This window comes from Haemophilus sp. CCUG 66565 (assembly GCF_001679495.1).
In the GTDB taxonomy this organism is placed as follows: Bacteria; Pseudomonadota; Gammaproteobacteria; order Enterobacterales; family Pasteurellaceae; genus Haemophilus; species Haemophilus haemolyticus_K.
Genome location: NZ_LZOX01000013.1, coordinates 265776 through 286379 on the forward strand (window position 1 = coordinate 265776; position 20604 = coordinate 286379).

Here is a 20604-nt window from a genome sequence, read left to right on the forward strand (position 1 = left end):
TGTATAAAATTAAGGCAATTTTGCCACCACTGTATAGCCTTCAATTAAACCTTCCGCCTCATAAGAAGCATTCGCGGTAATGAAAGCTGCCTCACCTTGTTTCAAAGAAAGTGCGGTCGTTTCTGAGCGTAAATTTAACTGGCCATTCATCACCAATAAAATACTCGCACTTTGTGCTTTTAAATGATGAGTTTCACCACATTCATATTGAATATTTTGCAAAGCGAAATCTTGCGCAGGCGTAGCATAAGTAAATATACGCGCGTCCTGAGGTGCCAACGGGATAATTTTAGGCTCCACTTCGCGGCAATCGACAATTTTAAGCAATTCTGGAATATCCACATATTTAGGGGTTAAACCACCTCGAATCACATTATCCGAACAAGCCATCAGTTCAATATTTTGCCCACGCAAATAAGCATGCGGAATGCCAGCATCTTGGTAAATTCCCTCACCTTTTTTGAGGTGCACAATATTAAACAAATAGAAGCAAATTAAACCTGCATCTAATTTATCTAAAGAAATATTCATTGCATCAATGGTGTAAAGCACCCAATAATCTGGATTAGTTAAATCCAGATTATTAGCCTCATAATCTACTTGATTCGCCAACAGAATTGGGGAAAGGCATTGGTGTAATTGGTCCTGTTCTGCTTGCATAATATCGGCATAAAAAGCATGTAAATCTTGCTTATGCAATTTGTTTGCAAGTGGGACTAAAGATGATCGTGCCTCTAAAGTTTCGATAATATCCGATTTATTTTTAAAACCATGCAACAACCAGAAATCAGATAAAGCAATCATCATTTCAGGTTTATGATTGTTATCCTTATAAGTTCGTGTTGATGCTTTTAAATCAATGCCTTTCGCATTTTCTTCCGCAAATCCTATTTCAGCTTGCGTTTTTGTTGGATGAAGTTGAATAGAAAGAGGTTGGGCAACATCAAGAATTTTTAATAAATAGGGTAATTCATCACCAAAACTGGCTCGGCTTTGTGCGCCAAGTGCGGTAGGATTTTTCTGTAAAAATTCAGTAAGTAACAAATTTTTACCATCGACTTCAATGGTTGAAGGTGCAGAATTATGAGCGCCCAACCACCATTCAGCATAATATTGATTTTCTTCCGCAGGAATATTCAGTAATTGAGGAATATATTGATGCCCTCCCCATACGTAATTTTGGAGTGAGCCAGTAAGTTTATAGATCATTTTTAATTTTTCCCTTGAATCCTATCTACACCGCAGTTTTATTTACATAAATAAAAAATCCGCACAAAGGCGGACTTTTTTATCGTAAAGAAATTATTTAGTTAAGCTTAATACCACTGACTCTCCAGCGACGACTTCACCTGATTTTTTCACGATGCAAGAAATTTCATCCATATTAGAAATAACAACTGGTGTTAATACAGATTTTGCTTTTGATTCTAATAAAGGAAGATCAAATTCAATCACGGTGTCACCGCGCTTAACAGATTGACCTTCTTGCGCAATACGAGTAAAGCCTTCACCTTTTAACTCAACGGTATCAATACCAAAGTGTACAAATAATTCTACACCTTCTTTTGATTCCATTGAGAAAGCATGGTTGGTCTCAAAAATTTTACCAATCACGCCATCCACTGGCGCAACGATTTTGTTACCGGTAGGACGAATAGCAACACCATCACCCACGATTTTTTCAGAGAAAACTACATCCGGAACATCTTCAATATTTACAATCTCACCAGAGATAGGTGCATAAATTTCAACTTCCACAGATTTGTTTTCTTTTGAACCGAATAACTTGTCAAATAAGCCCATTTTAATCTCCTATCAATTCATAGATGGCTGTTATTTTAACGTAAAATCAAACAATTTTGTTTAATTTAATGCATTTTCCGCCAAAAATTCTTCGATTAACTGCTCAATTTCCGAAGCGGTCGGTTTTTGTAATGCGGCATTAGCAAGTGCTTTTGCATCTTGGAAATTCACATTACGGATTAATTTTTTAATTCGAGGTACGGAAATAGCACTCATACTAAATTCATCTAATCCCATACCAAGTAACAATAAGGTTGCACTTTCATCACCGGCTAATTCACCGCACATTCCCGTCCATTTACCCTCTGCGTGAGAAGCATCAATTACTTGTTTTATTAAACCAAGCACAGATGGCTGCATCGGATTGTAAAGATGAGAAATTAACTCATTGCCTCGATCCACCGCCAAAGTATATTGAGTCAAATCGTTAGTACCGATACTGAAGAAATCCACTTCTTTTGCTAAGAATTTTGCATTTACAGCTGCGGATGGCGTTTCAACCATGACACCCACTTGGATATGCTCATCAAAAGCTTTACCTTCTGCACGCAATTCCGCTTTTAATGTTTCAATAACCAATTTTAGTTCTCGAATTTCTTCTACAGAAATAATCATCGGGAACATCACCGCCAATTTACCAAACGCTGAAGCACGCAACACCGCGCGTAATTGTGCATTTAAAATTTCACGACGATCTAACGCAATCCGAATCGCACGCCATCCCAAGAATGGATTCATTTCTTTTGGTAAATCTAAATATGGAAGCTCTTTATCGCCACCAATATCCATAGTACGAAGCACGGTTAAACGCCCGTTCATTGCCTCTACGACTTCTTTATAGGCGATGAATTGCTCTTCTTCTATCGGAAGCTGTTCACGATCCATAAATAAGAATTCAGTTCGGTATAAACCAATACCTTCTGCACCATTGCGATCTGCCCCTTCACAATCACGGATCGTCCCGATATTCGCAACAACATCAACCTTATGCCCATCCAATGTGATTGCGGGGAGATCTTTTAATTTAGCTAACTCTGCTTTTTCCGCAGAAATTTTAGCTTCAAGTGTTTTTAATTCATCAATCTGAGATTGTGTTGGATTGATATAAACTTGATTATTTATCGCATCTAAAATTAAGTAATCACCTGTATTGACTAATTCGGTCACATTATTTGTGCCTACAATCGCCGGTAATTCTAAAGAACGCGCCATAATAGAAGTATGAGAGGTTCTACCACCAATATCAGTGACAACCCCTAATACTTTTTCAAGATTAAGCTGGGCAGTTTCTGATGGAGTCAGATCATAAGCGACAAGAATTGATTCTTCTTGAATATCGCCAAGATCTACTATGTTCATGCCCAAAATATTTTTAATTAAACGGTTACCAATATCACGAATATCGCCAGCACGCTCTTTCAAATATTCATCATCTATCTCCGACAACATTGTGACTTGTTGATCAATAATTTTGCTCGCTGCAACTGCGGCATTAACTTTATTTGAACGAAGATAATCAAGAATTTCTTCTTCTAATTCTTCATCCTCAAGAATCATCAAGTGGCCTTCAAAGATCGCGGCTTTTTCTTCGCCTAAAGAAACTAATGCGCGCTCTCTGATCGAATTAAGTTGTTCCACCGCCAATGCACGACCTTCATAAAATCGAGCAATTTCTGCGTCAATTTGATCATCAGTAATTTTTTGCGTATCAAGAACAATCTTTTCTTCTTTAAGAACAAGTGCCTTACCAAAGGCAATACCTGGGGATGCGAGAATGCCAGAAATCATAGATACCTTCCGAAATAATTAAAAAAGAGATAGATAAACAATAGCCATAAAATTTCTCAATTTTATGGCTAAGTCAGTATTATTCTAAGGTTGGAATTAAAGCAACTAAATGATCTACAGCCTGTTGCTCATCTTCACCTTCTGCAGAAATGGTGATCACAGTTCCTTGTGTTAAACCTAACGTCTGTAGCTTAAATAAACTTTTCGCACTTGCGCTTCTTCCTGCTGAAGTCACAGTAATATCAGATAAAAATGCCTTTGCTTCTTTCACAAATTGTGCTGCTGGACGAGTGTGTAAACCGTTTGGCGCGGTGATTTCAACATCTTTTGAGTACATAATGCTACCTCTACTAAATAATAGTTAAAAAAATAAAAACTAAGAAATCGCCTTAGTATCCTTGTTCAAAGCAAAATAATCAACAATAAACACAAAAAACTTGAACTAAATCGTGAAAAAGCAACAAATATGCCTATTTTTTAGCCACACTACGCAATCGTTAAACTGCTGAAAAATGACGTTGTGATTTTGTTTCACTTAAACTTTCAATTAATCGATGATAATTATCATAACGAACAGGCGAAATTTTCCCTTGCTCAACGGCTTCACGTAACGCACACCCTGGATCGCTCAAATGTTTACAATCACGGAATTTACAGGTTCCCAAAACATATTGAAATTCTCGATACCCTTTTGTGATTTGCTCCACATCTAAATGCCAAAGCCCAAATTCTCTAATTCCCGGCGAATCAATTAAATTACCACCTTGTGGCAAATGATAAAGACGCGATGATGTCGTCGTATGCTGCCCTAAGCCTGATGTTTCACTCACATCACCTACTTGAGCGTTTACGCTAGGCAAAATATGATTAATTAAACTCGATTTACCGACACCCGATTGCCCAACAAAAATCGCCGTACCTTGTGCCAAAAGTACGGTTAATTTTTCCATATTTTCACCACTCTTTGCTGAAATCATTAAAATTTCATAGCCAATATCTTGGTAAATTTTAAGTTGCTCTTCAATTTCTTGGCGCTGTTCTTGCGCCAATAAATCCACTTTATTCAAAACAATGAGAGGCGTGATTCCCGCAATTTCACACACAACAAGATAACGATCGATAATATTTAAGGAAAGCGTTGGCAATACTGCTGATACAATAATAATACGATCAATATTCGCCGCAATGGGTTTCAAACCATCATAATAGTCGGGACGGGAAATTTCATTTTCTCGAGGGTGAATTGCCTCAATCACACCACTCACACCTTGTAATTGTTCATTGCCTTTACGCCAAACGACTTTATCTCCCACCACCAAACTCGACAAGGTACGGCGCAAATTACAACGATAAATTTCGCCTTGTTCATTTTCGACATCAGCATGAATCGAATAACGCGTTACCACAACACCTTCTTGTGATTCTCCAAGCATTTCATCTGACCATTCAATCTCTTTTTTCTTATGACGATGTAATGTTTTCGCATTATTCGATTGAATTCTTCTAGTTTGGTTTTGAGTTAATTTACGTTTAGCCATAAAAGTGCGGTCGTTTTTTCCCTTGTTTTTGGTAGAATGAAAAAAATTTTTGCATAGGATACCTGATATTATGCCATTCGATAAACAAAATCTTATTTGGATTGATTTAGAAATGACCGGTTTAGATCCGGAAAAAGAACGTATTATTGAAATTGCGACTATTGTGACAGATAAAAATTTAAATATCTTAGCAGAGGGCCCTGTATTGGCTGTTCATCAGTCAGATGAATTACTCAATAAAATGAATGATTGGTGCCAAAAAACACATAGTGAAAACGGCTTAATTGAACGTGTAAAAGCCAGCAAACTCACCGAACGTGCAGCAGAATTACAAACCTTAGACTTTTTAAAAAAATGGGTTCCCAAAGGTGCGTCGCCAATTTGCGGTAACAGTATTGCGCAAGATAAACGCTTCTTAGTGAAATATATGCCTGATTTAGCTGATTATTTTCATTATCGTCATTTAGACGTGAGCACATTAAAAGAACTTGCAGCACGTTGGAAACCTGAAATTTTAGAAGGCTTTAAAAAAGAGAATACGCATTTGGCTCTAGATGACATTCGAGAATCGATTAAAGAGCTAGCTTATTATCGCGAACATTTCATGAAATTAGATTGACGAAAACTTCAACAAAAAATTTCTTTTTATGAAATTGCCCTTGCAAGCCCTAAAAATATTTGTATAATGCGGGCTCATTCACTGATGTGAACTGCGGGAATAGCTCAGTTGGTAGAGCACAACCTTGCCAAGGTTGGGGTCGCGAGTTCGAGCCTCGTTTCCCGCTCCAAATTTCACATTATAAAAGCATTATTGCGGGAATAGCTCAGTTGGTAGAGCACGACCTTGCCAAGGTCGGGGTCGCGAGTTCGAGCCTCGTTTCCCGCTCCAAATTTCAATCCCTAGCCAAAAAGCTAGGGATTTTTTCTATCTATAAAAATAGATCACCAAAATGTTAAAAGTGCGGTGAATTTTCTCAAAAAATAAAGGCTTGTGATTTAATAACACAAGCCTTTATTTTTATGCTTTCTTCAACCGTTTGGCTCGACGTTTCATTCTTCTTACCCAACGAGTAATTCGCCATGCACGCGTAATTGAATATACATAAAGGAAAAATAAAATGAAAAAGCCAATAAACATCGCCCACTCATTCACATAATAAATTTCCCCTAAAATACCAATCGTTGCACAAATTGCAGAAACAAATGTAATCAATAAAAAGGCTTGTCTTGATGTCAACCCAGCTCTCACCATTAAATGATGGACATGTAAACGATCTGGGCGGAATGGGCTCTTACCTTTACGAACTCGGCGATAAATAATCGCAACCATATCAATCAAAGGAATCGCAATAATCCAAAGTGCGGTGACTGGATTCATAGGATGACCTTTTCCTTGTGTACTCAATAACAAAATCCAAATAATGGTAAAACCAATTAATGTACTCCCCGCATCTCCCATAAACACCTTATATTTCGGTCCAAATGGAATCCCTAGATTTAGCATCAAATAAGGCAAAATCGACGCAATTAAAGCAAAACTCCAATGCGCCATATCCATTTGCCCATCTCGATACATCAAGAAACCAATCGCGGCAAAAGAAACGCAAGAAAGCCCACCGAGCAATCCATCAATACCATCAATCATATTAAAGGCATTAATAATCGCGATAGTAGCAAAGACGGTAATAATCAAACCAATTGAACCAAGCGTTAACTGGAAAGGCCCTAAAATCTGACCTAGATGATCAAGATAAACATTCCCAAGATCGATCATTAAAATCGCCAGAATTGCTTGAATCCCCGCTCTTAAGAAAGGACTGATATCAAAGCGATCATCTAAAATCCCAATCGCCAATAAAACAAAAATACTGAACAAATAGAGATACGGTAATCGAAGCTGATCCCATTCCATCAAGTAATAGCAAAAATTACCGACAAAAAGCGATACGCCACCAATTAACGGAATTGCACCCTGGTGGCGTTTGCGATAATTTGGTTTATCAACTAATCCAATTTTATTTGCAATTGGACGCATTACGATAAGCGTAATAAATGCGCCTAAAAACGCAACTAAAAGACTCAACATAATTTGATCCTAAAATTTTTTTGTAAAGGATAACATAAGGGAAATTTACCAATAAAGATATTTTTAACAAAGAGTCTATTTTTCAGTACAATACCGTCATTTTTATAAGAAAGGAAAAAACAATGACAGATTCAACCGCACTTTTTTCTCGTGCACAGTCCTTTATTCCAGGTGGAGTAAATTCCCCTGTACGCGCCTTTAAAGGCGTTGGTGGTACCCCCGTATTCATTCAAAAAGCGCAAGGTGCCTATATTTATGATACTAATGGAAAACAATATGTTGACTATGTTGGTTCTTGGGGGCCAATGATTTTAGGCCATAATCATCCATCGATCTTAAATGCTGTACTTAAAGCGGCTGAAAATGGTTTAAGTTTTGGTGCTCCCACCCCTTCTGAAATTGATTTAGCAGAACTGGTCTGTAATATTGTCCCTTCTATTGAAATGGTGCGTATGGTGAGTTCAGGCACCGAAGCAACGATGACGGCAATTCGCCTTGCTCGTGGTTATACTGGTCGTGATAAAATCTTAAAATTTGAAGGTTGTTACCATGGTCATTCAGACTCATTGCTTGTAAAAGCAGGCTCGGGCGCATTAACACTTGGTCAACCAAGCTCTCCAGGCGTACCTGAAGATTTTGCGAAATATACATTAACGGCAGAATACAATAATCTTGACTCAGTAAAAGCGCTATTTGAACAATATCCTGATAGTATTTCTTGTGTCATCATCGAGCCTGTAGCTGGCAATATGAATTGTGTTCCACCGAAATCGGGATTTTTACAAGGAATACGAGAACTTTGCGACAAATATGGCGCACTTTTCATCATTGATGAGGTTATGACAGGTTTTCGTGTGGCACTTGCTGGAGCACAATCTTATTATAATGTAACACCTGATCTTACAACTCTAGGTAAAGTTATCGGTGGTGGAATGCCTGTCGGTGCGGTAGGGGGTAAAAAAGCTATCATGGAATATCTTGCTCCAACTGGTCCAGTATATCAAGCAGGTACACTTTCTGGTAATCCTATTGCAATGGCGGCGGGGTTAGCTTGCTTAAACGAATTGAAAAAACCAGGCAATGAACAACAACTTGCAATAAAAACAGAGAAACTTTGTCTAGGATTAAAATCCCTTGCCGAAAAACATCATGTACCTTTTGTCGTAAACTATGTAGGTGGTATGTTTGGTATTTTCTTCACTGAACAACAGGAAATAACATCCTATGCTGAAGTCATGAAATGCGACACCGAGAAATTTAAAATTTTCTTCCATAAAATGTTAGAACAGGGGATATACCTTGCGCCATCTGCTTTTGAGGCAGGATTTATGTCGCTCGCCCACACCGATGAAGATATAGAGAGAACGCTTTCAGCTGCAGATATTGCTTTTTCAGCGATTGCTTAGCGTTAAAAAATGCGGTGTGTTCCACCGCATTTTGGCTTAAGATGTAACATCTTGGATAATCACATGGCGCAAGTTTTCTCTCTCCTCTCTAGCAAGAGCTTTCCCTAATTGATTCGTCAAAATAAAAAAGTCCTCTGCTTTCTCGCCCACAGTGGTAATTTTCGCATTCAATAAATTGAGATTTAGCTCACTGAAAATCTGACTCACTTGCGCTAATAACCCTGGTTTATCCAACGCAACCAGTTCCATTTCAGTATGCTCTTTTTTATTTTCATGTAAAAAACGCACGTCTGTTTGTACAATAAAATGTTGAAGCTGACGATTCGGCGTAATAGAAAGTGCGGATAATTTTTCACTTTGAAGGGCTAATGTTAGGGCTTGCTCTAGTTCTCGGCGACGATCAAATTCCACTAATTCACCGTTAAGTTCTGTGATGATAAAGCTATCAAAAACATAACCATCTTGTGCCGTAATAATCTGCGCATCATGGATACTGAATTTTTTTGCGCCAATGGTACTTACCACTTTATTAAATAAGTGCGGTTGATCTTGGCAATAAATAAATACTTCCGTGCCACCAAGTGAAAAGCGATTACTAATTTTCACTAATAATGCCTCAGCGAAATCCACCAGTAAACTTGTATGCCACGCGATTTGTTTTGGTGTATTACGCACAAAATAGTCTTCAGGGCAACGATCCCATAATTGCTCAATCAAAATTGGCGTAATATCGGAATAATCCTGCGTTAAAATTTGTTGTGCAAGTTTTCGGTTTTCTTCCGATTTTTCTGAGTAATCAAGTAATTCTTTCATCCCTTGTACAAATTGCTGTTCAGTAAATTCATATAAAGAGGCAAAAAGCGAACGTTTCCAGCTATTCCATAGATTACCATTGGTTGCACAAATATCCGCCATCGTTAAACAGGTGAGATAATCTAACCGAACTTGATTTTGCACGGCTTCCGCAAAATTCATGACGACTTCAGGATCATGAATATCACGGCGTTGCGCAGTAATTGACATCAGCAAATGGGATTGGACTAGCCAAGCAAGGGTATCAATTTCTCGACGATCTAAACCATGTAATTGCGCAAAGTCTGTAACATCCACAGCACCAAGTTCTGCGTGATCGCCGCCCCTCCCTTTTGCAATATCGTGGAACAGCGCTGCAATATAAAGTAAAGTGCGGTCAGAAAGTTGACTAAAAATTCGATGGGCAATGGGATGTTCTTGCGCACTTTCCTGTGACAGAAAACTTTCCAATTTCAACATCACGCGCAATGTATGCTCATCCACCGTATAAATATGGAATAAATCAAATTGCATTAATCCCTCAATGGCTTGCCATTGCGGAAGATACGCAGTTAATACGCCATATTGGTGCATAGGCATAAACGCACGCTTAATCGCATTAGGTTGATTAAACAAACGTAGAAACTTTTCTCGAGCCTCTGGAATTTCACATAATTTTTGTGGCAATTGTTCTAAGGAAATTTGTAATTGACGCAAGGTATCAGAATGAATATTGGCCTGTGCGTACTGCGTTAAATAAAAGAATAGATCTAAAATTCGCTCTGGTTTTTCTTGAAAAACACGGCTATTACGCAAACATAAGCATTGGTTAAGCAGTTGGAAATCATCGTCTAACTGACGAATCACGCTGTCCTGATTTGATGAAAGCACATTTTCTCGATAATGCTGAATCAGCAAATTACTAATCAGCGAAATACGGTGCAATGCTTGAAAAAAACATTTCATCATTTTTTCCACAGCTTGATTGCCTTCCCCTCGGAAACCCAATAATTCACTGACTTTAATTTGGCGATCAAACAATAGACGATTATCGTAACGTTTCAAAATCAAATGCAAAGCGAACCGCACTTTAAATAAAAACGTACGACTTTCTTGTAGTTGCTGATATTCTTGAGGATAAATAAAACCACTTTGTAAAATGGCCTCAAGGGTCAAAGCGCCCGAATGACGCAACGCCACCCAATACAACAAATGCAAATCACGCAAACCACCCGGGCTGTACTTAATATCTGGCTCAAGGTTATAAGCCGTATTGTGATAACGCTGATAACGTTCTATTTGCTCTTGCACTTTGGCATTAAAAAAATCTTCTTTCGACCAAAAATCTACATGTTTTACCAATTCATTTAGCGCATCAAAGTGTGGTCGATTTCCAGTGAGAAATCTTGCTTCTAATAAATTAGTGGCAATCGTAATATCTTGTTTTCCTTCCGATTCGCATTGTTCTAAGGTTCGAACACTATTTCCCACTTCAAAACCACAATCCCATAAAAATTGGATAAATTGGGTAATCTTTTCTTCAATCTCTAGGCTAGGTATTTGCTCGACCAAAATTAAAAAATCTAAATCCGACAAAGGAAACATCTCACGCCGTCCATAACCGCCCACCGCAATTAAAGAAATGCCTTGCTGTTCACTTAATCCTATTTCCTGCCAAAGTTGAATCAATAAGGCATCATAAAAATCACAGCGATTTTCAATAAGCTCAAAAATGGAATAACGAGAAAAATTCTCGAGCTCAAATTGCTTGAGATTTTCTCGCTCAATTTTGACCGCACTTGTCGTTAAAGGAGAAGAGAGTATCGGAGAAAACAGCATATTAATTGCCTTTTATTAGTTCGAAATCGCTTTATTATAAATAAAAACAAAAAGGGCGTATATCTACGCCCTTATCTTATAATTTTATGTCAATTACACATTCACCATAATCCGTGAAATTCGACCATCTGCAATTTCTTCATCACGAATAGTCATCACTTCACAACCAGTTTCCGTGACAACAAGTTGATGTTCATATTGTGCTGAATGGCTACGATCTTTGGTTTTTACTGTCCAACCATCTCCCATAACACGCACTTCTTTTTTACCCGCGTTAATCATTGGCTCAATCGTGAACACCATGCCTGGTTTTAAAATCACACCACCATCATCTGCGTAATAATGCAACACTTGAGGTTCGCAGTGAAATTCCGTACCGACACCATGTCCGCAATATTCACGCACAACACTGAAAGTTTGGCTTTCAGTATATTTTTGCACAGCTTTACCTACTTCATTTAAACGAATACCTGGTTTTACTGTGCGCAATCCCACGTATAGGGCTTCTTGTGCCGCTTCCACTAATTTTTTACTACGAATATTCGTTTCTCCGCCCACGATATACATTTTTGAGTTATCACCAAAATAACCGTCTTTAATCACCGTGACATCAATATTCACAATATCGCCGTTTTTAAGTACTTTATCGTCACTTGGAATACCGTGACAGACGACTTCGTTAATGGAAATACAGGTAGCCTTTGGGAAACCATGATAATTCAAACACGCAGGGATAACCTTTTGTTCATTCACCATATATTCATGGCAAATTCGATCAAGTTCGCCTGTAGTTACACCTGCTTTTACGTAAGGTTCAATCATCACCAGCACATCCGAAGCCAATTTGCAGGCCTCACGTAATTTTACAATTTCTTTTTCTGTTCTAATTGGAATAGCCATTTTATTTCACCTTTTTTGAAAAAATTTTTGCCAGATTATAGCACGATTTCTAGGAAAAAACTGGATTACACTTGAATGGAGTAAATGGTTATTAGATAATAACGGAATTCAAATTTTCGGGAAGCGGGAAATAATTATGACAGATAACATTGCAGTACCATTGACATTTACTGATGCAGCAGCGAATAAAGTAAAAAGTTTAATCAGCGAAGAAGAAAATACTAATTTAAAATTACGCGTGTATATCACGGGTGGTGGCTGTAGCGGTTTCCAATATGGTTTTACTTTTGATGAAAAAGTAAATGAAGGCGATTTAACGATTGAAAAATCAGGGGTTCAACTTGTGATTGACCCAATGAGTTTACAGTATTTAATCGGTGGTACCGTCGATTACACAGAAGGTTTAGAAGGTTCACGCTTTACTGTAAATAATCCAAATGCTACCAGCACTTGTGGCTGTGGTTCATCCTTTAGTATCTAAGATGGATTTTCAATTTACACATTATCAAGGCAATGTATCCGTAAAATATTCGATGGAACACATTGCTCTTGCTAACTGGTTCAATACTGAAGTGCGGTCAAATCCAAAGGCGATTTTGACCGCACTTTCTACTGCGCAATCTCTCTCTGAAAATCAAGAAAAGATCTTAATCGGCGCAGAATATACATTGTTTTTAGATGCTGATGAAATAATGGTACGAGCGAATAATCTCGCCATTGAAACCGATGAAATTCTGGAAGACGATTTTCATTATTATGATGAAGAAAGCATTGCTTTTTGTGGCACGAAAGATTTTATCCATTTCCTCGAAGCTTACGTTGATTTTATCTCTTAACCGACTATGACCACCGAAAACGTTCAAAAAAATCCCGAAGAAAAAACACCTAAAAAACGCCGTTCTTTCAAAAGTTTTCTATTAAAAGTAGCGTTTACTGGTGCGGTATTAACTGTATTTTATGGCGGATATTTAGATTGGCAAATCCGTTCAAAAATGGACGGGCAAATTTGGCGTTTGCCCGCTGAAGTGTATAGCCGCATTGAAAGTGTGAAAATTTCAGATAATCTCGCTTTCGATGAAGTGATTCAAATTTTATTAGATAACGAATATCGCCAAACGACCATGGTAGCCGCACCAGGCGATTTCAAATTAGAAGATGATACCATTGTGGTTCTTCGCCGCGCGTTCCCTTTCCCTGATAAACCAGAACCACAACGAGTTTTACGTTTACGTTTTGTCGATAACAAACTCAATCGAATTGAAGATCTCGTTTCCGTAAAAGCAATCGATGAATTTCGCCTTGCACCAAAATTGATTGCAATGTTGGAATCTGATAATGAAGATCGCCTTGCAATTCCTTTACAAAATTACCCGCGCTTATTGATTGACGCCTTAATTTTAACGGAAGATCGCCGTTTTTATGATCATCATGGTATAAACCCAGTGGGGATTATACGAGCATTAATTACCAATATCCGTGCGGGGCAAACGGTACAAGGTGGTAGTACGCTCACTCAACAACTCGTAAAAAATTTATTTTTATCAAGCGAACGTACGATTACCCGTAAAGCGAACGAAGCCTTGATGTCATTGGTGTTAGATTGGCGTTATGATAAAAACCGCATTCTCGAAACCTATCTCAATGAAATTTATCTCGGACAAAATGGCGATACGCAAATTCACGGTTTTGAATTAGCTAGCCAATTCTATTTTGGTCGTTCAATTCGTGAAATCAGCTTAGATCAAATTGCACTTTTAGTCGGGATGGTCAAAGGTCCTTCACTTTATAATCCTTGGCGTAATCCTCAGAATGCCTTAGAGCGTCGTAATATTGTTTTAAAGCTCATGCTTGAACATAAAATGATCGGCGATGAACTTTACCAATTATTAAGCCAACGACCTTTAGGTGTTCAACAAAAAGGACAAATATCCCGTAAATATCCGTCATTTATTCAAACTTTACAGGCTGATTTACGTCGTGAACTAGGCGAACATAAAATATCCAGTTTACTTGGCGCACGGATTTTCACCACAATGGATTTAAAACAACAAGCCCAAGCAGAAAATGCAGTGGTGAATACAGTTTCACAACTACAACTGAAAACGAAAAACCCATATTTAGAAGGCGCCATGATTGTTGCGGATTACCGCGTGGGTGAAATTCGTGCGGTAGTGGGCGGTTTGCAAACGCAATACGCTGGCTTTAACCGAGCATTAATGGCAAAACGTCAGATTGGTTCTTTAGTAAAACCTTCTATTTATTTAACCGCACTTTCTAATCCAGAACAGTTCCGTTTAAATACCCCAATTAATAACCAGCCAATTACGATTAATGTTAAAGGTAGCCCGCCGTGGCAGCCGCGCAACTATGACAAAAAATATAGCGGTTCGGTGATGTTAATGGATGCCTTAGCGCGTTCTTTAAATATTCCGACTGTTAATATTGGGATGAAAGTCGGCTTGAGCAAAGTCATTGATACACAAAAAGCGATGGGATGGGATAATGTGGAAATTCCAAAAGTGCCCGCTATGTTACTCGGGGCTTATACCATCTCACCTTATGATGTAACGAAACTTTATCAAACTATTGCGAATCAAGGTGGCCGAATTGACCTCACGACCGTCGATACCATTACGGATCGTCAAGGAAATATCATTTATCAACATGATAAAACCGCAAAACAAGTGGTACCACAAGAAGCCGCATTCCAAACGTTATTTGCGATGCAACAAACTGTTGAACGTGGTACAGCTCGTAGCTTGCAAAATGATTATGCGGATTTACGTTTAGCTGGTAAAACAGGGACAACAAATGATGCACGTGATACTTGGTTTGTGGGGATCGATGGAAAAAATATCAGCACAGTTTGGCTTGGTCGAGATGATAATGGCGAAACAAAACTTACTGGCGCATCGGGTGCATTACAGATTTATAAAGATTATTTAAGCCATACTTATATTGAAAAATTGAAGCTAAATAAACCAGCGAATATGAAATGGGTTGGTATTACCCAACATGGCAGCTGGGATTGTGACAGCAATCGAGTGATCCCAGTTTGGGTGAATAATGGACAAAATTTCTGCGGAGGCACATCAAATGCTTCTACATCGCCAGCTACTCCACCAGCTGAAACAGAAATTGCTCCTCGACAAGAAAGCGTCTGGGATGTATTGGATAACCCAAATCCACCCGCACAATAATTAATCGCGGTATATTTCTAATAGTAAGCAAATATTTTGAAGCGAAAAAACTACACATCCCCTGAAATTTCAGGGGATTTTTTTATTTCTTTAAAAAAATAGCAAACGTTTGCTTTAAAAGTGCGGTACAATACGCGCCAGTTTTTACTTTCATACAGGTGCAAAACGATGACACAACAACTCCCTACTCTAAGTCTAAAAAAAATCTATTCAGGTAAAGTACGTGATCTCTATGAAATCGATGATAAACGCATGCTAATGGTTGCTTCTGACCGCTTATCTGCGTTTGATGTTATTTTAGATGATCCCATTCCACGAAAAGGTGAAATCCTGACCCAAATTTCCAATTTTTGGTTTAACAAACTTGCTCACATTATGCCGAATCATTTCACTGGCGAGAGTGTTTATGATGTGTTGCCAAAAGAAGAAGCCGATTTAATCAAAGATCGAGCTGTAGTGTGTAAACGTTTGAATCCCATTAAAATTGAATCTATCGTACGTGGCTATTTAACTGGCAGTGGTTTAAAAGATTACAAACAAACTGGAACCATCTGCGGATTAAAATTACCTGAAGGCTTAGTTGAAGCCAGTAAATTACCAGAACCTATTTTCACCCCATCAAGTAAAGAAGCCGTAGGCAATCACGATATAAATATCAGCTATGCTGAATGTGAAAAACTCATCGGGGCTGATTTAGCCGCACAAGTAAAAGAAAAAGCTATCGCACTTTATACTGCAGCTGCAGAATATGCACTGACTAAAGGCATTATTATTTGCGATACAAAATTTGAATTTGGTTTAGATGAAAATGGTACGCTCACCTTAATGGATGAAGTATTAACACCTGACTCTAGCCGTTTTTGGTCTATCGATACTTATCAAGAAGGGATTAATCCTCCCTCATTCGATAAACAATTTGTACGCGATTGGTTAGAAAATAGCGGCTGGAATAAACAAGCGCCTGCACCGAAAGTACCAGAAAATATTATTCAGAAAACTGTTGATAAATATCAGGAAGCGCTGGATTTATTAACAAAATAGCGGCATTATGTAGCAGTTGCACAAAGTCCGAAAATTGACTAAAACCGTATTCCAAATTAAATGCCTTTCCGAGATGATCTCGCGAAAGGCATTTATTTTTTCTGAAATTTTACTAACAACATCATCATTTTTCACGCAAATTTTCCATTTTCCGCTGATTTGAGCGTAGCTAATCCGCTCGACCGCGATTTTGGTAAGCTAATTATCTCTTTCTATTTAAATCTGATGAAATATATCTAAGTCAGTTACAAGTTATGCAGCCAACAGCATTTCATCATACTTCATCTGTTCTTCTAATCGCTTGAAGTAATTTTGTGAAATTTCTTCGGGCGCAAAGGCTTGCATGCCAATTAACTCACCTTGACGGTGATTCCCTTGCCAATAACCGACCCATTCTTTGAGTGGTAATACCCATAAACAGCGTTGAAGTACATCAGAAAATAATTCACCATTGGATTTTCTACGATTATCCGACATAAATGCCGCTTGATTGGCGTAATGCAGGGCATATTTATTATCGGTTTTGTGATGTACGCCACGATGTAAATCACGAAAACGTGCGTTAAAGGATTCCGCAAGGTTGTTGTTTATGCCTTTGGCACTAAAGGCTTCTTGATGATTGACCGACCAACGCGTGTAATGGAAATCGAGGTTGTGATAGGCTGGATTTTCATCGCACATAATATCACTGCCTGCGGTGACAAAACGTTGATTTAAGGCGAATACGGTGTTGGCACTTTCGGTGTAATCCATCGCGACAATGGTGCGATTTGAACCCCACATTTGTTCATCGTTGGCGGAGCGTTGGTTCAAGCTGATAATACAGCGTTTAGTCGGGCGGAATTTGGGAAATCTCCGTCCTTTTTCATGTTGGCGTTGTTTGTAGTTGTTTTTGCGGTAGTTTGGCTTGCGTAGGGTAAAATTAATCCACGCCCCATCTTCGTGAATCTCACCTTTCATCGGGCGTAAATCACGCGTTTTAAACAGAGCTTCACGCAACTTATGACAAAGTACGAAAGCGGTTTTGTAATTGATGTTGAGGTGGCGACTAATATCAATGGCACTAATGCCTTTTGAGCTGTTTACCATCAGTAATGTAGCGGCAAGAATATCAACCAAAGGGAGCTTGTGAAAAGCAAAAATCGTGTTGGTGGTAATATAAAAATAACGTTGGCAATGTTTGCAACACCAGCGTTTGCGAGATTCGAGAAAATAGGCGTGGTGGCGAATGCCGCAATGCGGACAGCAGACATCACGAATGTTATCAGGATTGCCCCAGCGTTTTACTTTGAGCAGGTGAAAGGCTTCGCTTTCGGTTAAACGGAAAATATCTTTTAGTCCGATATTTTTGGATTTACTTGCCAATAGGTGATGTTGAGCCATTGTGAATTTCCTTGTGTAGTACAAGGCATTCGAGATTTGCTAAACGCTAGACATAAAAAATCGCCCACTTGAAAATTCAAGTCGACTCAAAGCGTTTATGTCTCGAATACCGTAACACCACAAAGAAATCCGTGGATTTTTAAATAAAAATGGCGACAAACTTAAAATAGAATCTTGATATAAATGCAAGGTTCTACGCCTATTGGTTCATCTTACTTCCAATAAGGAAATGTTAGGCTTAATTAAATAGTGGTTCGTTGGCAAATTGTAGTCATTCTTGGTGGGAATTTTTTCCTAAAGAATGAGATTTGAATGTAATCCTAAATGATGGATTCGTCAAGTAACCCCCCCTTCGGGGTTGATTTACAAGTATGAATAATCAGGTTCTAGTTGTTCGTTGAACCTTGATAACCTGTTCATAGCCACAACAAGGACATTTAGATTTTCTGTCATAAAAATTTGTGGTTTTATTATGTACATCTGTTGTGTAGTAATGAGAAAACTGATCTTGACCTAAATAACGCAATTGAGTTGTGCTTGTTTGGTGTGTACCTGTATGCTGCATATCAAGTTTCTCATATTCAGATAATTTGCTTGTAATGAAGCAATATTGACATTGGTACTGTTTCCTTTTTGACATATAAAATAGATAAAGACCAATAATGATAGCACCAATCAGATATAACCCATCTCTGATTTCTGTTGATGTGTTCATATTGAATAGAATCACTACTATTGCAATAATTAGTCTTAAATACCGTATTTACAAGATTATCTACTTTAGGTGAAAAATTGAATTTTCTACTAATAAATGGATAGATAATTTTAAACAGATTAACAATAATAAACTTTAACATAGTGAGTTCCTTTTAATAGGATATGTTATTTATAACATCGCAAGGTGATTTTCTAGTAATCTGTAATGGATTAGGTAAACAGCTTACACATACAATATCAGATTAGATCAGATAGAATATTGTTTCAATAAAAAGCAACCATTACTAGGTTGCCTAAACTATAATATAAAATTATTAGCGGTTTCTTATTCCCATTTTATTGGTATAGAAGCCACTAATTTCCAACGTAATTTTTCATCATCTGGAGAAGAGACGCGCGCATACGGAGTAGTCGAATCATTAGTGAACTCATCTTGATATTCTTCTTTAATACTATCATATTTTATAATATTAATTTCACCATCAACTAACTTTGTCGCTATACATGCAGAATCAGAACTGACCACCGTTCCATTAAGTAAACCCAAAGAACCTCTGTAAGTTTTAGTGTCTGCATTGCAACCATGACGCATAAAGTCTTTCAGACTACCTAATTTTAGATTCATTTTTACCCTATAAGATGCTTGTTCTGACCAATCCTTTAACTTAGAAATTAAATCTATTTGTTTCTGAGATGGTTCTATATAAAACACCAATTGGTCAAAAGGTTTTCCACTTGCTTCTTCAATACTAAAAGAGGAAACTAAATTTTCTAAATCTAATTTAACTCTTCCTTTATCTTTATAAAGGGCGTGTTCATATTCAATATTTGGACCATTAGCATTTTTAATTTCATAGGAACTCTCGGAAAGTAGATATTTTTTAGCCTTATCAAGGTGATCCTTATAATCATTCTGTAATGATTCAAAATTTTTCTCTAAATACTCTGTGGCTTCTGCCTGTTTACGCTTTAATGAATCATCATTGTTACAATCATATCTAGGAAAATACTCGCTATTTCTCAGATCTATCTTATTTTCAACAAAATAATCCATATATTCATGACGATATAGCATGCCCTTAGCAGAAATCATTTTCACATCTGAGCGACACATGTTTTTTACAGTATGAGGAAATTCAGCTTCATCTAAATTTCCTGATTCTCGATAAGAAAGATCATAATAGGACATATCGTCATATACCGACGATAAAACATCTAACGTGCAAAGCGTGGCAACAGTAGGGAAAATGAATTTTCCAAATTTGTTAAAATTCATGATTATTCTCCTGTTTGTTGAGGTTTGTCGCTTTTTTCCTGTTGTTTCTTACTAAATTTTGCAAACAGGTCTTTCGGATATGTACATACTATCTTTAAGTAAGTTTTGAGAAAGTCGGGAGAATGAACGTCAAGCCCAGCGGTTTTACGGTGAGCAACGTAACAGCCAACGATAAGATAAAAGTAGATGATTTCTTTCATAATTTGTCCTTAAATGCCTAATTTGATAGGTTAAATTTGAGTGAAGATATGGTTTTGTGCGTGTGTAATTTAGTTGTTTTATGATAGAATTTGACTTATAAATTAACTAGCAACAGGTAGTATCTATTACCTTCCCTCGTTGTGGGTAAGCTAACCTAATAGTGGGTGATACGATGAGTGTGAACGAAAAAATCCGAAAAGTCAGGGAATCTAAAGCATGGTCGCAAGAGCAAATGGCTGAAAAACTGAATATGTCATTAAATGGCTATGCCAAAATTGAACGCGGCGAAACAAAACTATATCTAGATAAACTGGAGCAAATTGCTCAAGTTTTTGATATTGATGTTGTGGAGCTAATGCAGTCTGATGGTAAAAATATCTGTTTCCAAATTGAATCGCCACTAAGTTCGGTCTATCAAGGTGGTGGGGAGACTCAAATGCTGATTGAGATTGAACGATTGAAACTAGAGCTGTCTCATGCAAGAGAAAAAGAAGGGTTATTGAATAAGTTACTTGAACAAAAGGATACTGAAATTAAGATTCTAAAAGATTTACTAAAAAGAATAGAACCTGAATAGTGATGTATAAAACAATGTTTTTTTTAATATTTGAAAGCAATTAATCTATAAATAAAA

At 37.7% G+C, this 20604-nt stretch carries 19 protein-coding genes and 2 tRNA genes; 9 read left to right on the forward strand and 12 right to left on the reverse strand.

The window, feature by feature from the left end:
* Positions 1–9 precede the first annotated feature (9 nt).
* The 5 genes from manA to rsgA all read right to left on the reverse strand — a co-directional run bounded on the left by manA (position 10) and on the right by rsgA (position 5129).
* Positions 10–1209 (reverse strand): mannose-6-phosphate isomerase, class I, encoded by a 1200-nt coding sequence (gene manA, locus A9501_RS04975; RefSeq protein WP_065265143.1) that lies wholly within the window; start codon positions 1207–1209, stop codon positions 10–12.
* A 93-nt stretch (positions 1210–1302) separates the two neighbouring features.
* Complete coding sequence (gene crr / locus A9501_RS04980) at positions 1303–1803, reverse strand: PTS glucose transporter subunit IIA (RefSeq protein ID WP_005635907.1); 501 nt, start codon at positions 1801–1803, stop codon at positions 1303–1305.
* 60 nt (positions 1804–1863) lie between these two features.
* A complete protein-coding gene (gene ptsI / locus A9501_RS04985) occupies positions 1864–3591 on the reverse strand; it encodes a phosphoenolpyruvate-protein phosphotransferase PtsI (protein WP_065265144.1) in 1728 nt (575 codons plus the stop codon).
* A gap of 79 nt (positions 3592–3670) precedes the next feature.
* The gene (gene ptsH, locus A9501_RS04990) at positions 3671–3928 is read right to left on the reverse strand and encodes a phosphocarrier protein Hpr (RefSeq protein ID WP_065265145.1); all 258 of its coding nucleotides are present in this window, start codon (positions 3926–3928) and stop codon (positions 3671–3673) included.
* Positions 3929–4088: 160 nt separating this feature from the next.
* Positions 4089–5129 carry a small ribosomal subunit biogenesis GTPase RsgA gene (rsgA, locus tag A9501_RS04995; RefSeq protein ID WP_065265146.1) on the reverse strand — a complete coding sequence of 347 codons (1041 nt, stop codon included), beginning with the start codon at positions 5127–5129 and terminating at the stop codon, positions 4089–4091.
* A gap of 70 nt (positions 5130–5199) precedes the next feature.
* On the opposite strand from rsgA, the gene orn reads away from it, so the two are divergent.
* The 3 genes from orn to A9501_RS05010 all read left to right on the forward strand — a co-directional run bounded on the left by orn (position 5200) and on the right by A9501_RS05010 (position 6018).
* Positions 5200–5748, forward strand: coding sequence for an oligoribonuclease (gene orn, locus A9501_RS05000; protein ID WP_009500975.1), 549 nt, complete (start codon positions 5200–5202; stop codon positions 5746–5748).
* A gap of 93 nt (positions 5749–5841) precedes the next feature.
* Positions 5842–5917 (forward strand) — tRNA-Gly (locus A9501_RS05005).
* A gap of 25 nt (positions 5918–5942) precedes the next feature.
* Positions 5943–6018, forward strand: a tRNA-Gly gene (locus A9501_RS05010).
* Positions 6019–6147: 129 nt separating this feature from the next.
* Here A9501_RS05010 and wecA read toward each other — a convergent pair.
* On the reverse strand, positions 6148–7215 hold the full coding sequence (gene wecA, locus A9501_RS05015) for a UDP-N-acetylglucosamine--undecaprenyl-phosphate N-acetylglucosaminephosphotransferase (protein ID WP_065265147.1): 1068 nt from the start codon (positions 7213–7215) through the stop codon (positions 6148–6150).
* Positions 7216–7337: 122 nt separating this feature from the next.
* Between wecA and hemL the strand changes: the two genes are divergently transcribed.
* Complete coding sequence (hemL, locus tag A9501_RS05020; RefSeq protein ID WP_065265148.1) at positions 7338–8621, forward strand: glutamate-1-semialdehyde 2,1-aminomutase; 1284 nt, start codon at positions 7338–7340, stop codon at positions 8619–8621.
* A 36-nt stretch (positions 8622–8657) separates the two neighbouring features.
* Here hemL and glnD read toward each other — a convergent pair whose 3' ends face one another.
* On the reverse strand, positions 8658–11252 hold the full coding sequence (gene glnD / locus A9501_RS05025; RefSeq protein ID WP_065265149.1) for a bifunctional uridylyltransferase/uridylyl-removing protein GlnD: 2595 nt from the start codon (positions 11250–11252) through the stop codon (positions 8658–8660).
* Positions 11253–11345: 93 nt separating this feature from the next.
* Positions 11346–12152, reverse strand: a complete 807-nt coding sequence (gene map / locus A9501_RS05030) for a type I methionyl aminopeptidase (RefSeq protein WP_065265150.1) — start codon at positions 12150–12152, stop codon at positions 11346–11348.
* 136 nt (positions 12153–12288) lie between these two features.
* Between map and erpA the strand changes: the two genes are divergently transcribed.
* The 4 genes from erpA to A9501_RS05050 all read left to right on the forward strand — a co-directional run bounded on the left by erpA (position 12289) and on the right by A9501_RS05050 (position 16393).
* On the forward strand, positions 12289–12633 hold the full coding sequence (gene erpA, locus A9501_RS05035; RefSeq protein WP_005632606.1) for an iron-sulfur cluster insertion protein ErpA: 345 nt from the start codon (positions 12289–12291) through the stop codon (positions 12631–12633).
* A gap of 1 nt (position 12634) precedes the next feature.
* Positions 12635–12988, forward strand: a complete 354-nt coding sequence (locus A9501_RS05040) for a YacL family protein (protein ID WP_065265151.1) — start codon at positions 12635–12637, stop codon at positions 12986–12988.
* A gap of 6 nt (positions 12989–12994) precedes the next feature.
* Positions 12995–15352, forward strand: coding sequence for a penicillin-binding protein 1B (gene mrcB / locus A9501_RS05045; protein WP_065265152.1), 2358 nt, complete (start codon positions 12995–12997; stop codon positions 15350–15352).
* 168 nt (positions 15353–15520) lie between these two features.
* On the forward strand, positions 15521–16393 hold the full coding sequence (locus A9501_RS05050) for a phosphoribosylaminoimidazolesuccinocarboxamide synthase (RefSeq protein ID WP_005632612.1): 873 nt from the start codon (positions 15521–15523) through the stop codon (positions 16391–16393).
* A 252-nt stretch (positions 16394–16645) separates the two neighbouring features.
* Here the strand turns inward: A9501_RS05050 and A9501_RS05055 are convergent, their stop codons facing one another.
* The 4 genes from A9501_RS05055 to A9501_RS05070 form a co-directional block, all read right to left on the reverse strand.
* Positions 16646–17776: an IS1595 family transposase gene (locus A9501_RS05055; RefSeq protein ID WP_065265153.1), complete on the reverse strand. Its 1131-nt coding sequence runs from the start codon at positions 17774–17776 to the stop codon at positions 16646–16648.
* A 379-nt stretch (positions 17777–18155) separates the two neighbouring features.
* Positions 18156–18341 (reverse strand): hypothetical protein, encoded by a 186-nt coding sequence (locus A9501_RS09620; RefSeq protein WP_133253122.1) that lies wholly within the window; start codon positions 18339–18341, stop codon positions 18156–18158.
* A 477-nt stretch (positions 18342–18818) separates the two neighbouring features.
* Positions 18819–19769 carry a hypothetical protein gene (locus A9501_RS09540; RefSeq protein WP_083071903.1) on the reverse strand — a complete coding sequence of 317 codons (951 nt, stop codon included), beginning with the start codon at positions 19767–19769 and terminating at the stop codon, positions 18819–18821.
* Between the two features lie 2 nt (positions 19770–19771).
* On the reverse strand, positions 19772–19969 hold the full coding sequence (locus tag A9501_RS05070; protein WP_065265155.1) for a hypothetical protein: 198 nt from the start codon (positions 19967–19969) through the stop codon (positions 19772–19774).
* Between the two features lie 173 nt (positions 19970–20142).
* On the opposite strand from A9501_RS05070, the gene A9501_RS05075 reads away from it, so the two are divergent.
* The gene (locus A9501_RS05075) at positions 20143–20547 is read left to right on the forward strand and encodes a helix-turn-helix domain-containing protein (RefSeq protein ID WP_065265156.1); all 405 of its coding nucleotides are present in this window, start codon (positions 20143–20145) and stop codon (positions 20545–20547) included.
* The last annotated feature ends 57 nt before the right edge of the window (positions 20548–20604 follow it).

What these genes read in the sequence shown, in the direction of transcription:
- A9501_RS09620 (WP_133253122.1), bottom strand. Translation starts at nt 18,341, where the DNA reads ATGCAGCATACAGGTACACACCAAACAAGCACAACTCAATTGCGTTAT.
- ptsI (WP_065265144.1), bottom strand. Translation starts at nt 3,591, where the DNA reads ATGATTTCTGGCATTCTCGCATCCCCAGGTATTGCCTTTGGTAAGGCA.
- A9501_RS05055 (WP_065265153.1), bottom strand. Translation starts at nt 17,776, where the DNA reads ATGGCTCAACATCACCTATTGGCAAGTAAATCCAAAAATATCGGACTA.
- A9501_RS09540 (WP_083071903.1), bottom strand. Translation starts at nt 19,769, where the DNA reads ATGAATTTTAACAAATTTGGAAAATTCATTTTCCCTACTGTTGCCACG.
- wecA (WP_065265147.1), bottom strand. Translation starts at nt 7,215, where the DNA reads ATGTTGAGTCTTTTAGTTGCGTTTTTAGGCGCATTTATTACGCTTATC.
- orn (WP_009500975.1), top strand. Translation starts at nt 5,200, where the DNA reads ATGCCATTCGATAAACAAAATCTTATTTGGATTGATTTAGAAATGACC.
- A9501_RS05070 (WP_065265155.1), bottom strand. Translation starts at nt 19,969, where the DNA reads ATGAAAGAAATCATCTACTTTTATCTTATCGTTGGCTGTTACGTTGCT.
- crr (WP_005635907.1), bottom strand. Translation starts at nt 1,803, where the DNA reads ATGGGCTTATTTGACAAGTTATTCGGTTCAAAAGAAAACAAATCTGTG.
- hemL (WP_065265148.1), top strand. Translation starts at nt 7,338, where the DNA reads ATGACAGATTCAACCGCACTTTTTTCTCGTGCACAGTCCTTTATTCCA.
- A9501_RS05050 (WP_005632612.1), top strand. Translation starts at nt 15,521, where the DNA reads ATGACACAACAACTCCCTACTCTAAGTCTAAAAAAAATCTATTCAGGT.
- A9501_RS05075 (WP_065265156.1), top strand. Translation starts at nt 20,143, where the DNA reads ATGAGTGTGAACGAAAAAATCCGAAAAGTCAGGGAATCTAAAGCATGG.
- ptsH (WP_065265145.1), bottom strand. Translation starts at nt 3,928, where the DNA reads ATGTACTCAAAAGATGTTGAAATCACCGCGCCAAACGGTTTACACACT.
- map (WP_065265150.1), bottom strand. Translation starts at nt 12,152, where the DNA reads ATGGCTATTCCAATTAGAACAGAAAAAGAAATTGTAAAATTACGTGAG.
- erpA (WP_005632606.1), top strand. Translation starts at nt 12,289, where the DNA reads ATGACAGATAACATTGCAGTACCATTGACATTTACTGATGCAGCAGCG.
- A9501_RS05040 (WP_065265151.1), top strand. Translation starts at nt 12,635, where the DNA reads ATGGATTTTCAATTTACACATTATCAAGGCAATGTATCCGTAAAATAT.
- manA (WP_065265143.1), bottom strand. Translation starts at nt 1,209, where the DNA reads ATGATCTATAAACTTACTGGCTCACTCCAAAATTACGTATGGGGAGGG.
- mrcB (WP_065265152.1), top strand. Translation starts at nt 12,995, where the DNA reads ATGACCACCGAAAACGTTCAAAAAAATCCCGAAGAAAAAACACCTAAA.
- glnD (WP_065265149.1), bottom strand. Translation starts at nt 11,252, where the DNA reads ATGCTGTTTTCTCCGATACTCTCTTCTCCTTTAACGACAAGTGCGGTC.
- rsgA (WP_065265146.1), bottom strand. Translation starts at nt 5,129, where the DNA reads ATGGCTAAACGTAAATTAACTCAAAACCAAACTAGAAGAATTCAATCG.